The 17,103-nt window shown below is 70.9% G+C and carries 12 protein-coding genes and 1 pseudogene; 9 read left to right on the top strand and 4 right to left on the bottom strand.

The annotated features are described in order from the left end of the window. The first annotated feature begins 16 nt into the window (after positions 1–16). The 4 genes from KUM44_RS23815 (at position 17) to KUM44_RS23800 (ending at position 5,251) form a co-directional block, all read left to right on the top strand. A complete protein-coding gene (locus KUM44_RS23815; RefSeq protein WP_374202068.1) occupies positions 17–826 on the top strand; it encodes an ABC transporter ATP-binding protein in 810 nt (269 codons plus the stop codon). Next, entirely contained in the window at positions 823–2,214 is a 1,392-nt protein-coding gene (locus KUM44_RS23810) for a hypothetical protein (protein ID WP_217210804.1), read from the top strand. The genes KUM44_RS23815 and KUM44_RS23810 overlap by 4 nt, the downstream gene beginning before the upstream one ends. Then, positions 2,211–2,786 (top strand): hypothetical protein, encoded by a 576-nt coding sequence (locus KUM44_RS23805; RefSeq protein ID WP_217210800.1) that lies wholly within the window; start codon positions 2,211–2,213, stop codon positions 2,784–2,786. The genes KUM44_RS23810 and KUM44_RS23805 overlap by 4 nt, the downstream gene beginning before the upstream one ends. A 542-nt stretch (positions 2,787–3,328) precedes the next feature. Continuing rightward, positions 3,329–5,251: a protein-arginine deiminase domain-containing protein gene (locus KUM44_RS23800; RefSeq protein WP_254389971.1), complete on the top strand. Its 1,923-nt coding sequence runs from the start codon at positions 3,329–3,331 to the stop codon at positions 5,249–5,251. Between the two features lie 374 nt (positions 5,252–5,625). Here the strand turns inward: KUM44_RS23800 and KUM44_RS23795 are convergent, their stop codons facing one another. After that, complete coding sequence (locus KUM44_RS23795) at positions 5,626–7,047, bottom strand: non-reducing end alpha-L-arabinofuranosidase family hydrolase (protein ID WP_217210799.1); 1,422 nt, start codon at positions 7,045–7,047, stop codon at positions 5,626–5,628. 578 nt (positions 7,048–7,625) lie between these two features. Here KUM44_RS23795 and KUM44_RS23790 point away from each other — a divergent pair. The 3 genes from KUM44_RS23790 to KUM44_RS23775 all read left to right on the top strand — a co-directional run bounded on the left by KUM44_RS23790 (position 7,626) and on the right by KUM44_RS23775 (position 14,566). Next, complete coding sequence (locus KUM44_RS23790; protein ID WP_217210798.1) at positions 7,626–10,451, top strand: glycoside hydrolase family 2 TIM barrel-domain containing protein; 2,826 nt, start codon at positions 7,626–7,628, stop codon at positions 10,449–10,451. A gap of 604 nt (positions 10,452–11,055) precedes the next feature. Further along, on the top strand, positions 11,056–13,956 hold the full coding sequence (locus KUM44_RS23785; RefSeq protein ID WP_254389970.1) for a response regulator: 2,901 nt from the start codon (positions 11,056–11,058) through the stop codon (positions 13,954–13,956). A 46-nt stretch (positions 13,957–14,002) separates the two neighbouring features. Next, on the top strand, positions 14,003–14,566 hold the full coding sequence (locus KUM44_RS23775) for a hypothetical protein (RefSeq protein WP_217210797.1): 564 nt from the start codon (positions 14,003–14,005) through the stop codon (positions 14,564–14,566). Here KUM44_RS23775 and KUM44_RS23770 read toward each other — a convergent pair. The 3 genes and pseudogenes from KUM44_RS23770 to KUM44_RS23760 all read right to left on the bottom strand — a co-directional run bounded on the left by KUM44_RS23770 (position 14,538) and on the right by KUM44_RS23760 (position 15,987). Further along, on the bottom strand, positions 14,538–14,945 hold the full coding sequence (locus tag KUM44_RS23770; RefSeq protein ID WP_217210796.1) for a barstar family protein: 408 nt from the start codon (positions 14,943–14,945) through the stop codon (positions 14,538–14,540). The genes KUM44_RS23775 and KUM44_RS23770 overlap by 29 nt on opposite strands. Positions 14,946–15,060: 115 nt before the next feature. Next, positions 15,061–15,222 (bottom strand): annotated as a pseudogene (locus KUM44_RS47250) (hypothetical protein); the annotation flags it as partial. 123 nt (positions 15,223–15,345) lie between these two features. Continuing rightward, positions 15,346–15,987: a hypothetical protein gene (locus KUM44_RS23760; RefSeq protein WP_217210795.1), complete on the bottom strand. Its 642-nt coding sequence runs from the start codon at positions 15,985–15,987 to the stop codon at positions 15,346–15,348. Between the two features lie 238 nt (positions 15,988–16,225). On the opposite strand from KUM44_RS23760, the gene KUM44_RS23755 reads away from it, so the two are divergent. Further along, complete coding sequence (locus tag KUM44_RS23755) at positions 16,226–16,426, top strand: cytochrome ubiquinol oxidase subunit I (RefSeq protein ID WP_254389969.1); 201 nt, start codon at positions 16,226–16,228, stop codon at positions 16,424–16,426. Then, positions 16,423–16,740, top strand: coding sequence for a transcriptional regulator (locus tag KUM44_RS23750; protein WP_217210794.1), 318 nt, complete (start codon positions 16,423–16,425; stop codon positions 16,738–16,740). Before KUM44_RS23755 ends, KUM44_RS23750 begins: the two co-directional genes overlap by 4 nt. Positions 16,741–17,103 lie beyond the last annotated feature (363 nt).

Genomic DNA, 17,103 nt, shown 5'->3' with positions numbered 1-17,103 from the left:
GCGAAAGGAACACCACATGATGCCCGCGGTGAGCGCGGCCGATATCGCGCCGACGCCCTACGCCTGGGAGATCAGGGCCACCGGGCTGAAGGTCAGGGTCGGCAGGAACCACATGGCGGTCGACGGGCTCGACCTGTCGCTCGGCCGTGGCGTCCACGGCCTGCTGGGCCCCAACGGGGCGGGCAAGACCACCCTCATCCGGGCGCTGGCCACCGTGCTGCGCCCCGCCGAGGGCACCCTGGAGCTGCTCGGCGAGTCCGCGGGCGGCAGGGGCGAGCACCGTGCGCTGCGCCGCCGGATCGGCTATCTGCCGCAGGAGTTCGGCTACTACAAGCGCTTCACGGTGCGCGAGTTCGTCGAGTACATGGCGTGGCTGAAGGAGGTGCCCAAGGCGGACATCCCCGCGGCGGTGCAACGCGCCGTGGAGCGGGTGGGCCTCGCCGACCGCGCCGACCAGCGGATGAAGACCCTGTCCGGCGGCATGGTGCGGCGGGTGGGCATCGCCCAGGCCATCGTCAACGACCCCTCGATCCTCCTGCTGGACGAGCCGACGGTGGGCCTGGACCCGGCGCAGCGACTGCGCTTCCGCGAGCTGCTTCAGCAACTCGGCACGGACACCTGCGTGGTGGTCTCCACCCATCTGGTCGAGGACGTCGCCGCCGCCTGCACCGACGTGGTCCTCTTCGCCGAGGGCCGGCTGGTCTTCCAGGGCCCTCCGGACGAGCTGGCCTCGGTGGGCGGCCCTGAACACGAGGGTGACAGCCCGCTGGAGCGTGGCTATTCGGCCATGCTGCTCAACCCCGGGCAGGGAAGGGGGACCTGGTGAACGTGCGTGTCCTGCGCATCGAGTTGAAGCGCTCCGTCGCCCCGTGGGCCGGCGCCGTGGTCCTGACGAGCGCGCTGGCGTTCCTGTACCTGCTGAACGGCGCGTGGTGGAGCGGCCCCACCGCGTGGACGGCCCAGTGGACACCCCTGGCCCTGTGGACCCGAGGCCTGCTGTTCTACCTGTGGCCGCTCGCCGTGGGGCTCGGGGCGCTGCATGGCCTGCGCGACCACCGCTCGAGGATGTCCGAGCTGCTGACGAGCACGCCGCGGCCCGTCTGGCACCGCGCGGCCATGTCGGCGGGCACGACGGCGATCACGCTGGCCTCGGCGTATGCGCTCCTCGTCCTCGTGGGCGCGGTCCAGGTGCTCGCCAAAACCGAGTACACGCACCTCGGGTGGCTGCCGATCTCGCTGGTCGGAGCACTCTTCCTCGTCGCGGGCGCCGTGCTGGGCATGGGGGCCGGGCGGGCCGTGCCGTCCGCGCTCACCCCGCCCGCGCTGGCCATGGTCGCCTTCGTGTTCACGGCCCTCATGCACATGTCGTTGGGCCGGACGGAGACGCCCACGGCGGACGGGTTCCCGATTTCGGAGCCGAACCGGGTCTCGCTGCTGTCACCCGCGGTGGAAGAGGTGCGCGACGTGCTCGTCACGCTCTCCGCCTCCGTGCACCTCGGGCAGACGGTCTGGGTGCTCGGCATGGCCGCGACCGGCTTCACGCTGCTGGTCGCCGCGACCCCGCGTGCCCGGCTGATCGCCCTGACGCCCGTCGTGGCGGGCGCGGCGCTCGCCCTGCTCGTCCTCCCCTCCGACCCGCGCCGGATGTACGTCCTCGACGAGGCCGCCGCGGAGCTGGTGTGCGACGGCCCGGTGTGCGTGACCAGGACGCACCAGGCGCGACTCGCCGACCTGGCGGGTCCCGGTAAGGAGGCGCTGCGCCTGCTGCACGGCGCCCTGGGGAGCCGGGCGCCGGTCTCGGTCCGGGAGAACACCGCCGTACTGCCGGACGGCTCCACGCCGCAGTGGTCCCGCGAGACCGTGCTCTTCGACTTCGACGACGAGTTCGTCGCCGCCGCGAAGGGCGAGGAGCTGACCCGGGCCCTGATCGTCAAAGGCATGGTGCCAGGGTGCACCCCCGTCGGCTGGAGTGGCTCGGGGAATGAGGACATCGCGCAGACCGTCGCGGTGAGCTGGGTCCTCGGGGACCTCAGGCCGCTCGCCGGCACCTCCCACCCTTCGGGTGACCCGATCGCCGACGCCCGCCCGGTGTGGAAGGAACTCAAGGCGCTTCCGCGGGCCGAGCAGCTCTCGCGGATCAACGCGATGCGCGCGGCCGCGTTCTCCTGCGAGGGCCACGCGTTCGACGCGCTGTCCGGCGGTGCGTCCCGGTGAGGTGGCTGACGCTGTACGCGCGCTCGCGTCAGGTGCCCGCCTCGTTCGCCGCGGTGGTGATCAGCGCGGTGACGGTGTGGGCCCTTGCTCGGGACGGGGGCGAGGGGCCCGGTGACATGCGGCTGCCCGCGCTCGTCCTCGCCGCAGGGGCGATGGCGGCCTCGGTCGGGCTCGGCGGGCAGGACCTCGACCTGGACCGGACGGCCGCGGTCCGCTGGGTGCCCCGCAGAGCGGCGCACGTGCTGCTCGCCGGTGCGGTCGTCGCCGCGGTGCCGCTGGCAGTGCAGACCATGGGCGAGTCCATGGCCACCACCGCGTTCGTCGTCCGGGACAGCATGGGCCTGATGGGACTGGTCGCCCTGGGCGCGGCGCTCTCGGGCGGCCAGTACGGGTGGACGCTGCCGTTCGCCTGGCTCGCGTTCTCGTTCTTCGCCCCGCCACCGACGAGTGCGCCGATGCGGGTGGCGACCTGGATGCTGCTGCCACCCGGCACGACGGCGGGCACCTGGACGGCCCTCGTCCTCGCCGTCGCCGGCACCGCGGCTTACGCCGTCGCGGGACCACGACGGTAGCGGGCCCACGCGGCTGCGCGTACCGCACCTCGACGAGGACCTTCCGCCGTGGCCTCGCCGGCACTGACCGGGGCGCCGGCCGTCACGTCGGCCGGCGGTGAACACCGCTGCTGTCCGGGGATCGAGGCAAGCAGGGCGGACAGCGTGTAAGCCGCCCCCGACCGGATCGCCTCCGCGTTCGGGCAACCGGCAGGAAGCCCGTGCAGACCGGCCCCGCGGCCGATTCGTTCGGTCGGCCGATGCGACGGTGCGGTCCCATGGCGGCGACCGTCAGGACCGGCAGCCCGTCCTGACGGCCGACGCCATGCCGGCTCCCCGCGAGCGCGGAGCGAGGTGGCTTCCAGCGCGCACCGCGCGGCCAACAACGCGGTCCGCCCTGGATGTTGAACATCCGGCGAGGGCGTCACACACCACTGCCTGCCCTCTCCTGACCCGCGCGCAACTTCCGTGCGCGGTTTGGTCTCTTGCTCCACGCAGAGACACAAAACCACCTGGGTCCGGGTCACTTGACCCGGACTCATGAACGACAAGGACAAAGCAGGTTGCGTAGAACTCTTGCGATACGGACCGTTCTGGCTATCACCCTGGCGGGCGCGACGCTGGTTCCCGCCGTCCCCGCCTTCGCGGCGGAACCGACCACCCCGGCGGACCTGCGCGCGGATGTCAACCGCGACGGCCGAGTGGACGTCACCGGCGGCACGGACGACGCCGGTGAGAACGGCTGGACCACGGGGCGGGGAGCGGTCTTCCTCCCCAACATCGACGACGACACCAAGCGGTGCAAGTCCACCGGCCCCGACGGCAGGCCGCTGTCCGACGCCAAGCTGGCCAAGTGCAACGACGCCGCCGACACCAAGGTCAACGGCACGGCGGACGCGGCCGACCTGGCCCGGCTGCGCACCGTACCGATGACCGGGCTGCGCGCCGGTGCCGTCGGCACGGTCAAGGTGACCGGCACCGGCGCGAAGTACACCCGGCTCTTCGTCAAGCGCTCCACCGGCTGGACCGTCGTCAAGCCGACGACCGAGCTGTCCGCCGCCGAGCTGCGCGCCGGGCTGGAGCTGGGCATCGAGGGCACTGACGTCATACGCGACCGGGCGGTGTGGGACGGCACCGCTGTCGTCGAACTGAAGGTCAGCCCCGGTCGCGGAGCCGAGGCCACCACCGACCGCGTCACGCTGCACGCCGCCCCGCTGCTCACGCACCACCACCTCCAGCAGGCGCAGCAGGTCATGGTCACCGAGCTGCGCGGCGACTATGCGTACGAACGGGCTCAGAAGAAGTTCGTCAAGGCGTTGGAGACGCAGGTCAAGCGGGCGGGCATCAACGCACCGCTGGTGAAATTCGGCATGAAGTCCGAGGAAGAGGACATCTGGGCGCAGGACTTCCTGGAGCCGGGATACGTGACCATGGCCGGCCCCGGCGGCAAGCCGCAGGGCATGCGGGTCATGATCCGCTCGGCGCAGCCGTGGCGTAAGGCGGGCCGCCTGGCGTTCGAGAAGCTGCGCGGACGCGACGTCGGCGCGGTGCAGGTCTCGCTCGGACGGGGCGTCGAGGACTCGACCCTCGACTCCATGGGCAACCTGGAGACCATCCCCGCCTACGAGCACGGCGGCCGGTCCTACCCCGCCGGGCGCATCATCATGGGCGAGTACAAGGACACCGGCGTCAAGCCGGTCAAGGCGATGCGGACGCTCCTGGCGTCGCAGGGCATGCAGGACCCGCTGCTGCTGGACACCTCGTGGCTGGACGTCGGCCACGTGGACGAGTTCGTGCAGTTCCTGCCCGCCGACACCCCGCGCGGCTGGCGGATCGCCATCGCCGACCCCGAGGCGGGCATGAAGCTGCTCAAGGACGCGAAGGCCGCGGGCCACGGGGCGACCAGGATGTTCTCGTTCAAGGACACCGAGTACGCCTCCGCCCCGAAGGAGACCGTCGCCCAGGTGCTCGCCTCCGGCAAGATCCGTGAGGACAACGCCCTCGCAGCGCGCCGCATCGCCGCCAACCTGGAGATCCTCAAGCGGGAGACCGGCATCACCGACGCCGAGGTGGTCCGGGTGCCCGCGCTGTACTCGCGACCCGACGACGAGGGGCGGGGCGACGTCGCGGGGACGGGGCGACTGACCCGGCTCGGCGCCTCGGCCGATGTACCGGACGCGGCAGGGGAGTACGGCACGCGCGACCTGAAGGCGGCCGTCGACGACACCCGGATGGTCAGCGCGTACATACCGGGCGCGGTCAACGGCGTGGTCCTCGGCAAGGACCGCTACCTCGCGCCGAAGCAGTGGGGCCCGGTGATCGGCGGCAAGGACATCTTCACCGAGGCGGTCAACGCCGCCTACCGCAAGGCGGGTACGCGGGTGTCCTACATCGACGACTACGAGACCTACCACCTGATGATGGGCGAGGTGCACTGCGGCACGAACACGCTGCGGGACATCTCGGCGCCCTGGTGGAAGCGCTAGCGACGACTGACGCTGTTGCTGGCGCCTGACGCTGTTGCTCTCGTGTGGCGGAGGCCACAGGAACCCCGCCAGGCCCGCGGAGAGTAACGGGTGTGAGGCAAACAGAACCATCGGAGCCGATGCGTGCGCGCATCCGGACAGGGGACCCTGCGGCGTTCGCCGACCGTGGAGGCAACGTCGTCCTTCTCGCCGCCCGGGCCGACGCGGATCATCAGCGCGGTCTCGGTCTGGGCGAAAGAGACGAACCCCAGCCGATGTGCGGCTGGGGTTCCTCAAGGCGGTATCGGTCAGCAGGCGGGGTCGCCTACGCCGTGGACAGCTCGGCCACGCGTCGGCGGACCGCCCCGCATCGCGATCACCCTGGATCAGGCGGGTCAGCGTTGCAGGGTGAGCAGGGCCGGCCGGTACGGCAGCAACAGGTAGTCGGTCCCGTCCGACGCGGGGTTCCTGCCCTGGTACAGGAATTGCAGGTTGCAGGGGTCGATGGTCTTGGTCTGGTCGGGGTTGTTGCGGACCAGGTCACCGTGGCTGATGTCGTTGGTCCACGTCGCGTTGGCGTTGGCCTTGCCCGCGAAGGGGTTGCTCTCGGTGCCGGCCTGCTCGGTCCAGGTCCCGTTCAGGCTGGTGGCGGTGAACGAGCGGAAGTAGCGCCCGTTCGCGCCCTTCGCCTCAACGATCATGAGGTACTGGTTCTGGCCCTGGACCTTGTAGACCTCCGGGGCCTCGAACAGGCGGTCCTCGGTGTCGCTCATGACCGTCGTGTACGACGAGCCGAAGCTGCTCGGGAAGTTCCCGAGCGGCATGGTCGACTTGAAGATGCCGCCCTTGTCATTGGCGAAGAACAGGTACATGTTCTGGTCGTCGGCGATCAAGGTCGGGTCGATCGGGCCGCCTACGGGGAGGCTGCCGGTGAACAGCGCCTGCGGCGCGGACCAGCTGTTGGGGTTGGTCGGGTCGGTGGACGTGCGGTAGGTGAAGGCCGCGCCGGTGTCCCACCCGTTCGCGGCCAGCACCCAGATGTTCTTGGTCCTCAAGTAGAACAGCGTGGGCGCAATGGGGGCCCCGCTCATTGCGGTCTGGGGGGCCGTCGCCATGTCCGACCAGTTGGTGAAGGGACGGAGCCCCGTCGCGCGCCACCCGGATGCGCTCGCGGTGGTCGCGTAGACCAGGTTCTGGCCGTTGTGCTTCACGACGGTGAAGTCCTTCAACGAGGCCGCCCCGTTCGCCGGCTCCGCCAGCGGACCCGTCGAGGTCCACCGGTACGTCGACGGAAGAGCACACGCGTTGGACGGTGTACCGGACAGGCCGGTCCACTTCTGGTTGTCGCCGCCGTTGCAGTTCCACAGCTGCACCGCCGTGCCGTTGGCCGTGGCGCCGCCGCTGACGTCCAGGCACAGCCCGGACTCCACGGCGACGATCGTGCCGTCGGCGTTCGCCCGCCACTGCTGGTTCGTGCCGCCGTTGCAGGACCAGAGCACCGGCCGGGTGCCGGCCGTGGTGGCGTGGCCCGGAACATCCAGGCACTTGTTGCCGAACACGGTCAGCTGGTTGTTGTCCGTCAGCGTCCACCGCTGGTTGGTCCCGCCGTTGCAGTCCCATATCTGCACGTTTGTGCCGTCGGCCTGGTTGGCGCCCGGCACATCGAGGCACCGGCCGGAAGCAACTCCGCGCACGGCGCTGGTGGTGGCCGCCTGAGCGGGGTTGGCGACGAGCGTCGCCGCCAAGGTGGCCAGGGCGGCAACGGTGACGGAGAGCACCGCAGACGGGTGTTTGCGGCTGGAACTACGTCCGTGCATGGGAACCTCGTCATCCTTTGAGCTAGCGGCTCCGGTTGGCCCCGTCAGAGGCTGTCCGGAATCCGGCGGGGTGCGGCCCTTGTGTGTTCGTCATGCCGAACGCGGGTCGAAGTGTCGATCAGCTGGATCATAGGGTTCCGGTGAACCGAGTCAATATTTCTCACGCAATTCGCGAGCCGAAATCGCAGATTGAACCAGGCGGCTTCAAGTTCCGTGGTTATACGGATCTTTTGGCGTGAGGGGCAGGTAGCAGGGCGGGCCCTGGCTTGGTGATCATTACGGGTCTCCTGCGCCTGCCTGCTTCGATCACCGGGCCGTGTCCGTGAGCGGCGGGCCGACCGGCTGTGGACCACGGGGGCGAAGTGGGCGGAAGGCGCTGCCTGCGTCTTCTGCTGCCCCTCTTGTGTTCGATTCATTCGACTCCTAAGGTCGTCGTCGCTCCCAAGACCGCTCCTGATCTGCTGCGTTATGCACGGAAGCGCTTCGACAATCGGGTGTCGACAGTGCCCACCCACTACCCCGCACGTCCTCGCCGCGCCCTCCCTGATGGTCCACCGAAGCCTGGAGATCTCATGCAAATGTCCCGTCGTGGCGTCCTGATCCTCGGTGCCACCGGCGCCGCCGGCGCGGCCGTCGCCGGAGGACTTCCCGCGGGCTCGGCCCGGGCCGTCGAGTCGGCCGGCGCGACGGAGGCCTCCCCGCGCACCGAGCGCCTGTATCTGTCCGGTGAGGACGCCGACCACCCGGTCGACTGGGACTTCCTGTGCACCAGCGGGCGGAACAGCGGCAGTTGGGGCAGCATCCCGGTTCCCTCGAACTGGGAGTTCCACGGATACGGCACGTACAACTACGGGTGGAATCTGCGCCCGGAGGAGAAGGGCCGCTACCGGCACACCTTCACGCCGCCCGCCCACTGGCGTGACAGACGCGTCTTCCTCGTCTTCGAAGGGTCGATGACCGACACCGAGGCGTGGATCAACGGCGAGCCGGCCGGGCCCGTCCACCGCGGCGGCTTCTACCGGTTCCGTCACGAGGTGACCGGAAAGCTGCGTCCGGGCCAGGACAACCTCCTGGAGGTGACGGTCAGCAAGGAGTCCACCGACGACTCCGTCAACCGGGCCGAACGCCTGGGCGACTACTGGAACTTCGGCGGCATCTACCGCCCCGTCCACCTCGAGGCGTTCCCGCTCCAGCACATCGAGCGCATCGCCGTCGACGCCCGCGCCGACGGCACGCTGCGGATCGACGCCCACCTGTCGGGTACCGGCTCCGCCGACCGTCTCGTCGCCCGGGTCACCGACCTCTCCGGGCGCCCGGTCGGCGCCCCGTTCACCGCGACCGTCGCTCCCGGCGACACGACGGTGACCCTCAGGACCGCTGTCGACTCCCCCCGCCAGTGGACGGCGGAGACCCCGCACCTCTACCGCGTCGAGGTCGCGCTCCGCGCCGGCGAGGGCCGCACCGTCCACCGCGTCGACGAGAGATTCGGCTTCCGCACCGTCGAGGTGCGCCCCGGGGACGGCGTGTACGTCAACGGCGTCAAGATCCTCCTCAAGGGAGCCAACCGGCACACCATCTGGCCCACGTCCGGCCGGGCGACCAGCGCGCGCATCAGCCGCAAGGACATCCTCCTGATGCAGGAGATGAACATGAACGCGGTCCGGATGTCCCACTACCCGCCGGACACGCACTTCCTCGACCTCGCCGACGAACTCGGGCTGTACGTGCTCGACGAACTGGCCGGCTGGCAGAAGTCCTACGACGAGGCGGCAGGCAGACCCCTCGTCGCCTCGACGGTCACCCGTGACGTCAACCACCCGTCGATCCTGTTCTGGTGCAACGGCAACGAAGGCGGCTGGAACACCGCCCTCGACGGCGACTACGCCCGCCACGACCCTCAGCAGCGCGCCGTTCTCCACCCCTGGGCGAACTTCGGCGGCATCAACACCGACCACTACGAGACGTACGACAGCACGCGCCGCATCCTCCAGGAACGGGGCGATGTCTTCATGCCCACCGAGTTCCTCCACGGCCTCTACGACGGCGGCGCCGGCGCGGGGCTCGACGACTACTGGAAGCTGATGGGCCGTGAACGGCTCTCCGCCGGAGGCTTCCTGTGGTCACTGATCGACGAGGGCATCGTGCGGGACGACCTCGGCGGCGCCGTCGATGTGGCGGGCAATGCCGCACCCGACGGGATCCTCGGCCCCTTCCGCGAGAAGGAGGCCAGCTTCTACACGATCAAGGACATCTGGTCTCCCGTTCAACTCGCGGAGCCGCAGCGGTTCACGTCCGCCCTGCCGGACGACTTCGACGGCCGGATCGCCCTCACCAACCACTACGCCTTCACCAACACCCGTGCCTGTCACTTCACTTGGCGACTCCTGGACTTCCGCACCCCGTCGCAGCGGCGGGACGGCCACACGGTGCGCGCCCAGGGCACCGCGTCCGCTCCGGACATCGAGCCCGGCGCGCAAGGAGTGCTGCGCCTGCCCCTGCCGTACGGCTGGCGACGCGCCGACGCCATCGCGCTCACCGTCACCGACGCCGACGGCCGCGAGATCCGCAGCTGGACCTGGACCATCACATCCGCCGCCGACCAGGTCCGACGGCTGGTACGGACGGGCCCGGGACCAGCCGTACGCGGCCGGCTCGCGGACGACAGGCTCACCCTCACGTCCCGCCACACCACGGTCACCCTCGACGCCACGACAGGCATGCTGGCCGGCGTCACCCACCGAGGGAGGGACTTCGCGCTGTCCCACGGCCCGCTGCCCACCACCGGAACGGCCGACCTCACCCGCCTGACGCACGGGCCCGACGGCAACGGCTACACGGTGGAGGCCGAGTACTCCGGCGTCCTGCGCCACGTCCGGTGGCGGCTGCACCCCAGCGGCTGGCTTCAGCTGGACTACCGCTACCACCTCACCGGCGAGCACGACCTCTTCGGCGTCGGCTTCGACCATCCCGAATCGCAGGTGACCGGCGTGACCTGGCTCGGCCACGGACCCCACAGGGTGTGGAAAAACCGGCTGCGCGGCGTCGCGACGGACGTCTGGACGAAGCAGTACAACGACACCGCGACCGGTGCCGACGGCTGGGTGTACCCGGAGTTCAAGGGCTACCACGCGGGCGTCCGCTGGGCGTCCCTGCACACCACCGCCGGACGTCTCACCATGGTCTCCGAGGACGAGAACCTCTACCTCCGCCTCTTCACCCCCCGCTTCGGACCCGACCCCCGCCACACCGCGCCGCCCTTCCCGAAGGGAGACCTGTCGTTCCTCGACGCCATCCCGGCGATCGGCACCAAGTTCGACCCGCCGGCCGCGACCGGCCCCAGCGGCGGCCCCACCACGGCGACGGGCGACTACGGCAGAACCCTGTACTTCTCCTTCTCCGACTAGTGCGTCCACCCAATCGCCGACGCCGCACCATGCGTTCGGCCCCCTGCCGAGCGGCACTTCCCGCAGGTGCACGACCTCACCTCCCGAGGCGTGCGCCTGCCCCCCACGGCCATGACAGCCGGCGCCGATGTGGTGGAAGCCGGTGATCTCCCCGCCGGCAGCGGCCACAGGAAGGTGACGCCGCACTGCGCCTGGTCCGCCGGGGAGGAGTCCGGCTGACTGGTCTTCCTCCGCGGGTGGGGGCCTCGGCAGGGCGCAGGGCGACGACCGTCTGGTGGCCCTGGCCCGGAAGGTCACCCCCCGGCTCCCCGGCTGACCCCGCCGTCGATCACTCCGCACCCGGCGTCCGAACAGGGCCAGGCCCTTTGAGCACCGGCACGAGTCGTCGCACCGATCAATCCCAGGTCGCTCAATCAATTGATTTGTGTCATCTCAGAGGTCGGCTCGGGGCGTCAATCAAAGGCCGACGTGCCACAGGATGGGATCGCCGTGGGACTCCTGGGGCGACCGACGTGCCACCGCGATGAATACGGCCGACCACGTACAGCTGTAGAACACGGCGAAAACTCCGGCGCCGAGCACGGTGCGGGGAGACGGGGAAAACATGACCAAGGTGATCGCGGAATGCGGGAATCTGCCCGCCTCCTTCACGAGTTTTGTGGGCAGGCGGCAGGAGGCCGCCGAGATCCGCTGCCTTCTGGGCGTGCGGCGGTTGGTGACGCTCACGGGCATGGGCGGTGTGGGCAAGACGCGGCTGGCGCTGGAGGTGGCCGCCGCGTCCCGGGAGGCGTTCGCGGACGGGGTGTGGCTGGTGGACCTCGCCCCGGTGTCCGACCCGTCGGCGGTGGCGGCCACGACGGCGGGCGCGCTGCGGGTGCCCGACCTCGGGGCTCTGCCCTTCACGGACCAGCTTGCGGGTTATCTGGCCGGGCGGCGCGTGCTGCTGGTGCTGGACAACTGCGAGCACATGATCGACGCGTGCGCCGAGCTGGCCGGCACGCTCCTGTCGGCCGCTCCGGAGCTGCGCATCCTCGCCACGAGCCGCCACACCCTGGGCGTCACGGGTGAGCATGTCTTCGCCGTCGCGCCGCTTGCGCAGGACGAGGCGGTGGAGCTGCTGCGGGACCGGGCCGCCGCTGTCATGCCGGGGTTTCACATCGACGAGGCCGACCACGCCCAGATCGCGCGCCTGTGCGCCGGTCTGGACGGGCTGCCGCTGGCGATCGAGCTGGCCGCGTCCCGGTTGCGCACGCTGAGTGTCGGACAGATGACGGACCGGCTGGAGGACCGTTTCGCGTTGCTCACCGGCGGCAGCCGGACGGCACCGGCCCGTCAGCGCACCTTGCGCGGGGTGATCGACTGGAGCTACGAGCTGTGTGCCCCGGCCGAGCGGCTGCTGTGGAACCGCCTGGCCGTCTTCGCCGGCGGGTTCAGCCTGGAGGCCGCCGAGGGTGTCTGCTCCGGGGAGGGGATCGCCGAGGCCGAGGTGCTGGACCTCCTGGACCGGCTCATCGCCCAGTCCGTCGTGCTGACCTGCGAGATCGATGGTCAGCCGCGTTACCGGTTGCTGGGGATCATCCGGGAGTACGGCCAGGAGCAGCTGGCGGACTCCGGCGAACAGGACGAACTGCGCCGACGCCACCGCGACTTCTTCCTCGCCTTGGCCCGCCGCATCGACCGGAACTGGTATGGACCCGGTCAGGTGGAGAATGTGGCCCTGCTGCGCGCGGAACACGCCAATCTGCTGGCCGCTCTGGAGTACGAGGGTGAGCCCCGGTCCCGGCTGGCGCTGGTCGCGGCCCTGTGCTGGCACTGGTGCGTCGGCGGCTTCCTCAGTGAGGGGCGCCGCCAGTTCGAGCGGGCGCTGGCCGCCGCGCCCGCGCCCGGTCCGGAGCGTGCCCGTGCGCTCCTGGCCGCCGTCTGGGTGGCGCAGACGCAGGGTGACCTGGCGACGGCAGAGCGCTGGCTGGAGGAGGCCGGTGCGCTGGGCGAGCGGCTGGGTGATGCGTGGGTGCGGAGCCAGACGGAGGGCCTGCGCGGGGTGTCGGCGCACTACCGGGGGCGGCCGGATGAGGGCATCCGCCGGTACGAGGAGGCCCTGGCCGCCATGACCGCGCTGGGCGACGAGCGTGAGGCGGCCTCCTGGCGGCTCGCGCTGGCCGGCGGCCTGGCGTACGCCGGGGACCCTCGGGCGGCACAGACCGGCAGGCAGTACGCGGCCGCCGCCGAGGCGAGCGGGGAACGGTGGGGCCGCGCTCAGGTGCTGATGGCCCTGGGCCATGACGCCTGGGCCCGCGGGGACCGGGACACGACCGAGACTCTGGTCGGATCCGCGCTGGACAGCATGCGTGGCTTCGCCGACCACGCGATGGTCGGGAGGATGGTGGAACTGCTCGCCTGGGCCACCGCCGACGGCGGCGCGCACGCGCGGGCCGCCCGGCTGCTCGGCGTGGCGGATGCCCTGTGGCGCGACGCCGGCAGCTCGATCTACGCGTTCGGGCCGCAGATGGCCGAACAGCACGCGCGGTGCGAGCAAGCCGCGATCGGTGCGCTGGGCGAGGCGTCGTACAGAAAGGCGTTCGCCGAGGGCGGTCAGCACCACGCTCCCGGCCGGGCCGTCGACTTCGCCCTGTCCGGCGATTCCGACGCCGGCACCGGTTCCGACGGCGCCGGTTCCGACCCCGAGCCCCCACACGGCGGTGGCACCGAATACGACGGTGGCAACGATGTCGGCGATGGCATCGATGTCAGGCAGCCCGCACCGGACGCGATACGGCGACGGCACGCGCCTGCCACGGCACACCCCGAGCCGGTGTCGCCCGACGAAGGCCGCCGCGCATACGACGTGCTGCTGGTCGACGACGACCCGACGGCCAGGGAGAGCACCCGGCTCGTCCTCGAGGAGCGCGGCTACCGGGTGCGTACCGCCGCCGACGGCGTGACCGGGCTCACCCTGTTCCGTCGGCAGACCCCGGACGTGGCCGTGCTCGCGGGCCGGCTGCCCGGCCTGGACGGGATGAGCCTGGCCGGGCGGATCCGCGAGGAGTCCGGGGTGCCCGTTCTGCTCATGTCGGACCACGACGACCCGGCGCAGGTGGTGACGTGCCTGGAGGCGGGAGCCGACGACTGCCTGGCCAGGCCGGTCGACACATCGGAACTGGCCGCCCGCGTCCGTGCCCTGCTGCGTCGGACCGTCCCTGCGGACCAGCGGCCCGACACACACACGGTCCGGTTCGGCGACCTCATGTACTGCCCCGTCTCACTGGAGGTGTACAAGGACGGGGAGCCCGTCCACCTGACCACGACCGAGCTGAAACTGCTGCGGGAGTTCACCGCGGCGGCCGGCACCGTCCTCACCCGGGACCTGCTCCTGGAGCGGGTGTGGGACCACGCCTGGCACGGCGACAACCGGGTGGTGGACGTCAATGTGCAGCGGCTGCGCGCCAAGATCGGCCGGGACCGGATCGAGACGGTCCGTGGCTTCGGCTACAAGCTGCGCTCATAGACCTTCGCGCCTGTCCACGCGCATCGGCGCGAAGGTCTGCCCCGCCGTGGCCGCCGCGACCGTCACGGTGGCGGCGACGGCCGGGATCCCGGTCCACCGCCTCACCGCCGCCGACCCGTTCTCCACCGCCCGGGCTGAGCTGGACGGGCAGCTGGTCAGTGCCGCGTACGACTACGCGTCTGCCGCGGTCCTACGCCCGGGGCCCGGTCGTCGGCCCGGCCGACCCGAACCCTGGGTGCCGTGGGCGCCACCACCGCGTCGGTGTCCTCGGGACGAGATCACCCGACTCGCCGCCTCCATGAACACCACGGCGGACGCGCTCGGCGCCCGTCCTGAGGACGAGCGCCGGGTGAGCGCCGACATCGCGCACGAGCTGCGCACGCCGTCGGCCGGGCTGGGGAAGACGGAGGTGCGGATCGTTCGGGACACGGTGGTGACGACCGACCGCCGCAGCGCTACCGTACGGCCGCCCCGGGTACCGGAACCGGCCTGGGCCCGGCCATCGTGGTGGGCCAGGCCCAGGCTGCCGGGCGCCGAGTCGGTCTTCCGAAACCGTCCGCAGGGTGGTGCGGAGGCGGTGCTCAGCCTTCCGGCATCGGTGGCGGGGTGAAGCCTGCCGCCGTCATGCGCCGGGCCGGCTGACCCAGGTCGTCGGCGGAGTCGTCCAGGAGCAGCAGGCCGAAGTCGTTGCTGCTCAGGATGTCCAGGAGGATGCCGAGCTGCCTCGGGTCCTCGTCCTCCAGGAGCAGGGCGGCGTTGCGGAGCACGAGCGTCACAGGGCCGGACTCGTCGGGTCCGGTCACGGTGCGCAGGCACTCCTCGAACCCGTCCCAGTTGTGGCCGAACCAGTCCGGGAAGCCGAGCGCGCCGGCCCACTCGGCGAACAGGCCGATGCTGGTACGGCAGCGGGTGCCGAGGATCTCCTTCGCCGACGCGGGGGCCGTTTCCGATGCGGGCAGGGGGCGGATGCAGTGCGCGGTGGTGTTCATGTCGTTCTTCCGGGCTGGGGGGTGGGAGGGAGCGGAGGCGCGCGCCCTTCACGGGGGGCCGGCTGCGGCGGATCCACCGGCTGACAGTCGACGGGCTGCGGCCCCGCTCGGCCGCGATGGCCCGGACCGTGGCCTTCTCCCGCAGCCGGTCGACGATGTGTATCCGCTCGTCCTCGCCGAGATGACGGGAGTCGCCACGGACCTCGATGAACCGCGTCGTCGCAGACCGGACTGCGACCGCCGGCGCGTCCTGCGCCCGCGGTCGCGGTCTCTTCACCCGGCCTTGGTGCTGTCCGTGACGCCACTCCCGGCCGGTCCGGGGATGCACCCCCACGATCGGGCGCCTGCGACCTCTTGAACCGAAGTCCGGTCCCGGGGCTCCTACCGGCCCTGTGACTTACTAGAACTTGCCGAGGTAGATGAAGCTCTTGTAGTGGTCCCACGTGATCCACGTGTCACCGGTGTTGATCGCACGCACGAACCGGTCCTTGCCCGTCCTCTCGCCCTCCCCGCTGGGGTCGTGGTCGAAGGTGTGCGCAATGTACTCCTGGAACGTTCCCCGGTAGTTCGACGACGACGCGCCCGCATGGCCCTCGTTCATGAAGTCCCGGAGAGAGCCGCCGTTGTCCCAGTATCGACCGCCCGTCTCGACCCACTCACTGTGCGGGATGCCGAGATGGTCGACATGACTGCTGACCTGCCAGGATTCGTCACGGTCGCCGATGTTGCGCCAGTTCGGCCAGCCGATGCCCTGCCAGGCCTTCAGGGTCTTGTCCTGCATCTTTCCCGGAGTCAGCTTTCCTTTGTGCTGTTCATCGCCCGTGACCGGCGCCTTGCCCTTGTTGGCCGCCCCGCAGGTCGGGGGCGCCGTAGGGGGGCACTGGGGGGAATCGGCGGCGTGCGCGGTGGTGGACAGGCCGAGCCCGCCGACGGTGACGCTGAGCACCAGGGCCGGGATCGCGGCCTTGCGGGCGTGGGCGCGCAGCCGGGAGGACAGGGAGCGCTTGTCGCGCGGGGTCTCCAAGGCCTCGGTCGAGGACATGGTGGCCTCCTTGGGATGGTGTCGGATTCCGGCCGGGGCGGGTGTGCCCCGGCCGGACCCAAGAAGACCGGCCGTATGTCTCGGTGGTCCGGCAACGGTTCGGCGACCGCATCACAGTGGCCGCCGCCGGAAATGACGTACGGCTGTTACAGAACCGTCAGGGGTCGGACTCCGACGCCGCCCCGAGAGCGAGACGCTCTTCGCCGTCGCGGGGAGGGCGTGGCGTGACAGGACCGGGGTGGCGCTGCGGTTCGACGTGCTGCCGAAGCGGGCGACCGTGCCGCTCACGCTCGGCCTGCCCGTGCTGCTGGTGGGGGCGGCGCTCGCGTTCCGTGTCACGGGACGGCCGGTGTGGCTGATCGCGGCCTCGCTGATCGGTGCCGCCGTGTCCGTCGGCTTCCATCTTGCCTTCGTCCGCCTGCACCGGAAGACCCCGTGAGCGCCGAGATGACCGACCGGCTGGAGGGTTTCGACGCCACCATCCACGCCCCGAACCGGCTGCGTATCTGCGCTCTGCTGGACGCGGCGGGCGAGGCGGAGTTCGGCCTGGTCCAAAAGCAGCTCGACCTCTCCGCCTCCGTGCTGAGCAAGCACGTCACCGTGCTGATGGGCGCCGGCTACGTCGAGCAGCGCAAGGCCGTCCGCGACACCCGGCAGCGGGTGTGGCTCCGGCTGACCCGGCGAGGCGGGGAGGCATATCAGGGGCACCTTGCGGCACTGCGGGCGATCGTGGGGCCCCCTCCAGCATCATGATCATCGAGTAGGAGAGTGACCGCGCCCGGTTCCGGTCGGACACCCGGCGGTCGTCTCCTCGGCCGGCTGCTGCTTGCCACCGGGAAAGAAGTGGTACCGCCGTCGTCGCGGCCGTGCCCACGCACGCTGATCTCACTTTTCCGCGCGAAGTTCCCCCTGGGCTGGAGTGCCCGGGTGGCAATGACCGAAGCGACGGTAGGGACGCGGATGCACAGCTGTTCGTCGCTTGTGCGGCGGCGACGTATCGATGTCGATGACGGATCGCCGGACAGTTGTTACATGGGCAGGTCAGGATGCTGTTCCCGGACAACGGTGGGGAACGGGACCTCTCGCCGAGCCGGAGGTCGGCCGTACGAAGTCGAC

It is taken from the genome of Streptomyces sp. AC550_RSS872, from assembly GCF_019049285.1.
In the GTDB taxonomy this organism is placed as follows: Bacteria; Actinomycetota; Actinomycetes; order Streptomycetales; family Streptomycetaceae; genus Streptomyces.
This window is presented reverse-complemented; position numbering and strand designations above follow the sequence as displayed.

Bases quoted from the DNA above. Each gene is read 5' to 3' on its own strand.
- KUM44_RS23785 (WP_254389970.1), top strand. From the start codon at position 11,056: ATGACCAAGGTGATCGCGGAATGCGGGAATCTGCCCGCCTCCTTCACG.
- KUM44_RS23770 (WP_217210796.1), bottom strand. From the start codon at position 14,945: ATGAACACCACCGCGCACTGCATCCGCCCCCTGCCCGCATCGGAAACG.
- KUM44_RS23760 (WP_217210795.1), bottom strand. From the start codon at position 15,987: ATGTCCTCGACCGAGGCCTTGGAGACCCCGCGCGACAAGCGCTCCCTG.
- KUM44_RS23790 (WP_217210798.1), top strand. From the start codon at position 7,626: ATGTCCCGTCGTGGCGTCCTGATCCTCGGTGCCACCGGCGCCGCCGGC.
- KUM44_RS23795 (WP_217210799.1), bottom strand. From the start codon at position 7,047: ATGCACGGACGTAGTTCCAGCCGCAAACACCCGTCTGCGGTGCTCTCC.
- KUM44_RS23815 (WP_374202068.1), top strand. From the start codon at position 17: ATGATGCCCGCGGTGAGCGCGGCCGATATCGCGCCGACGCCCTACGCC.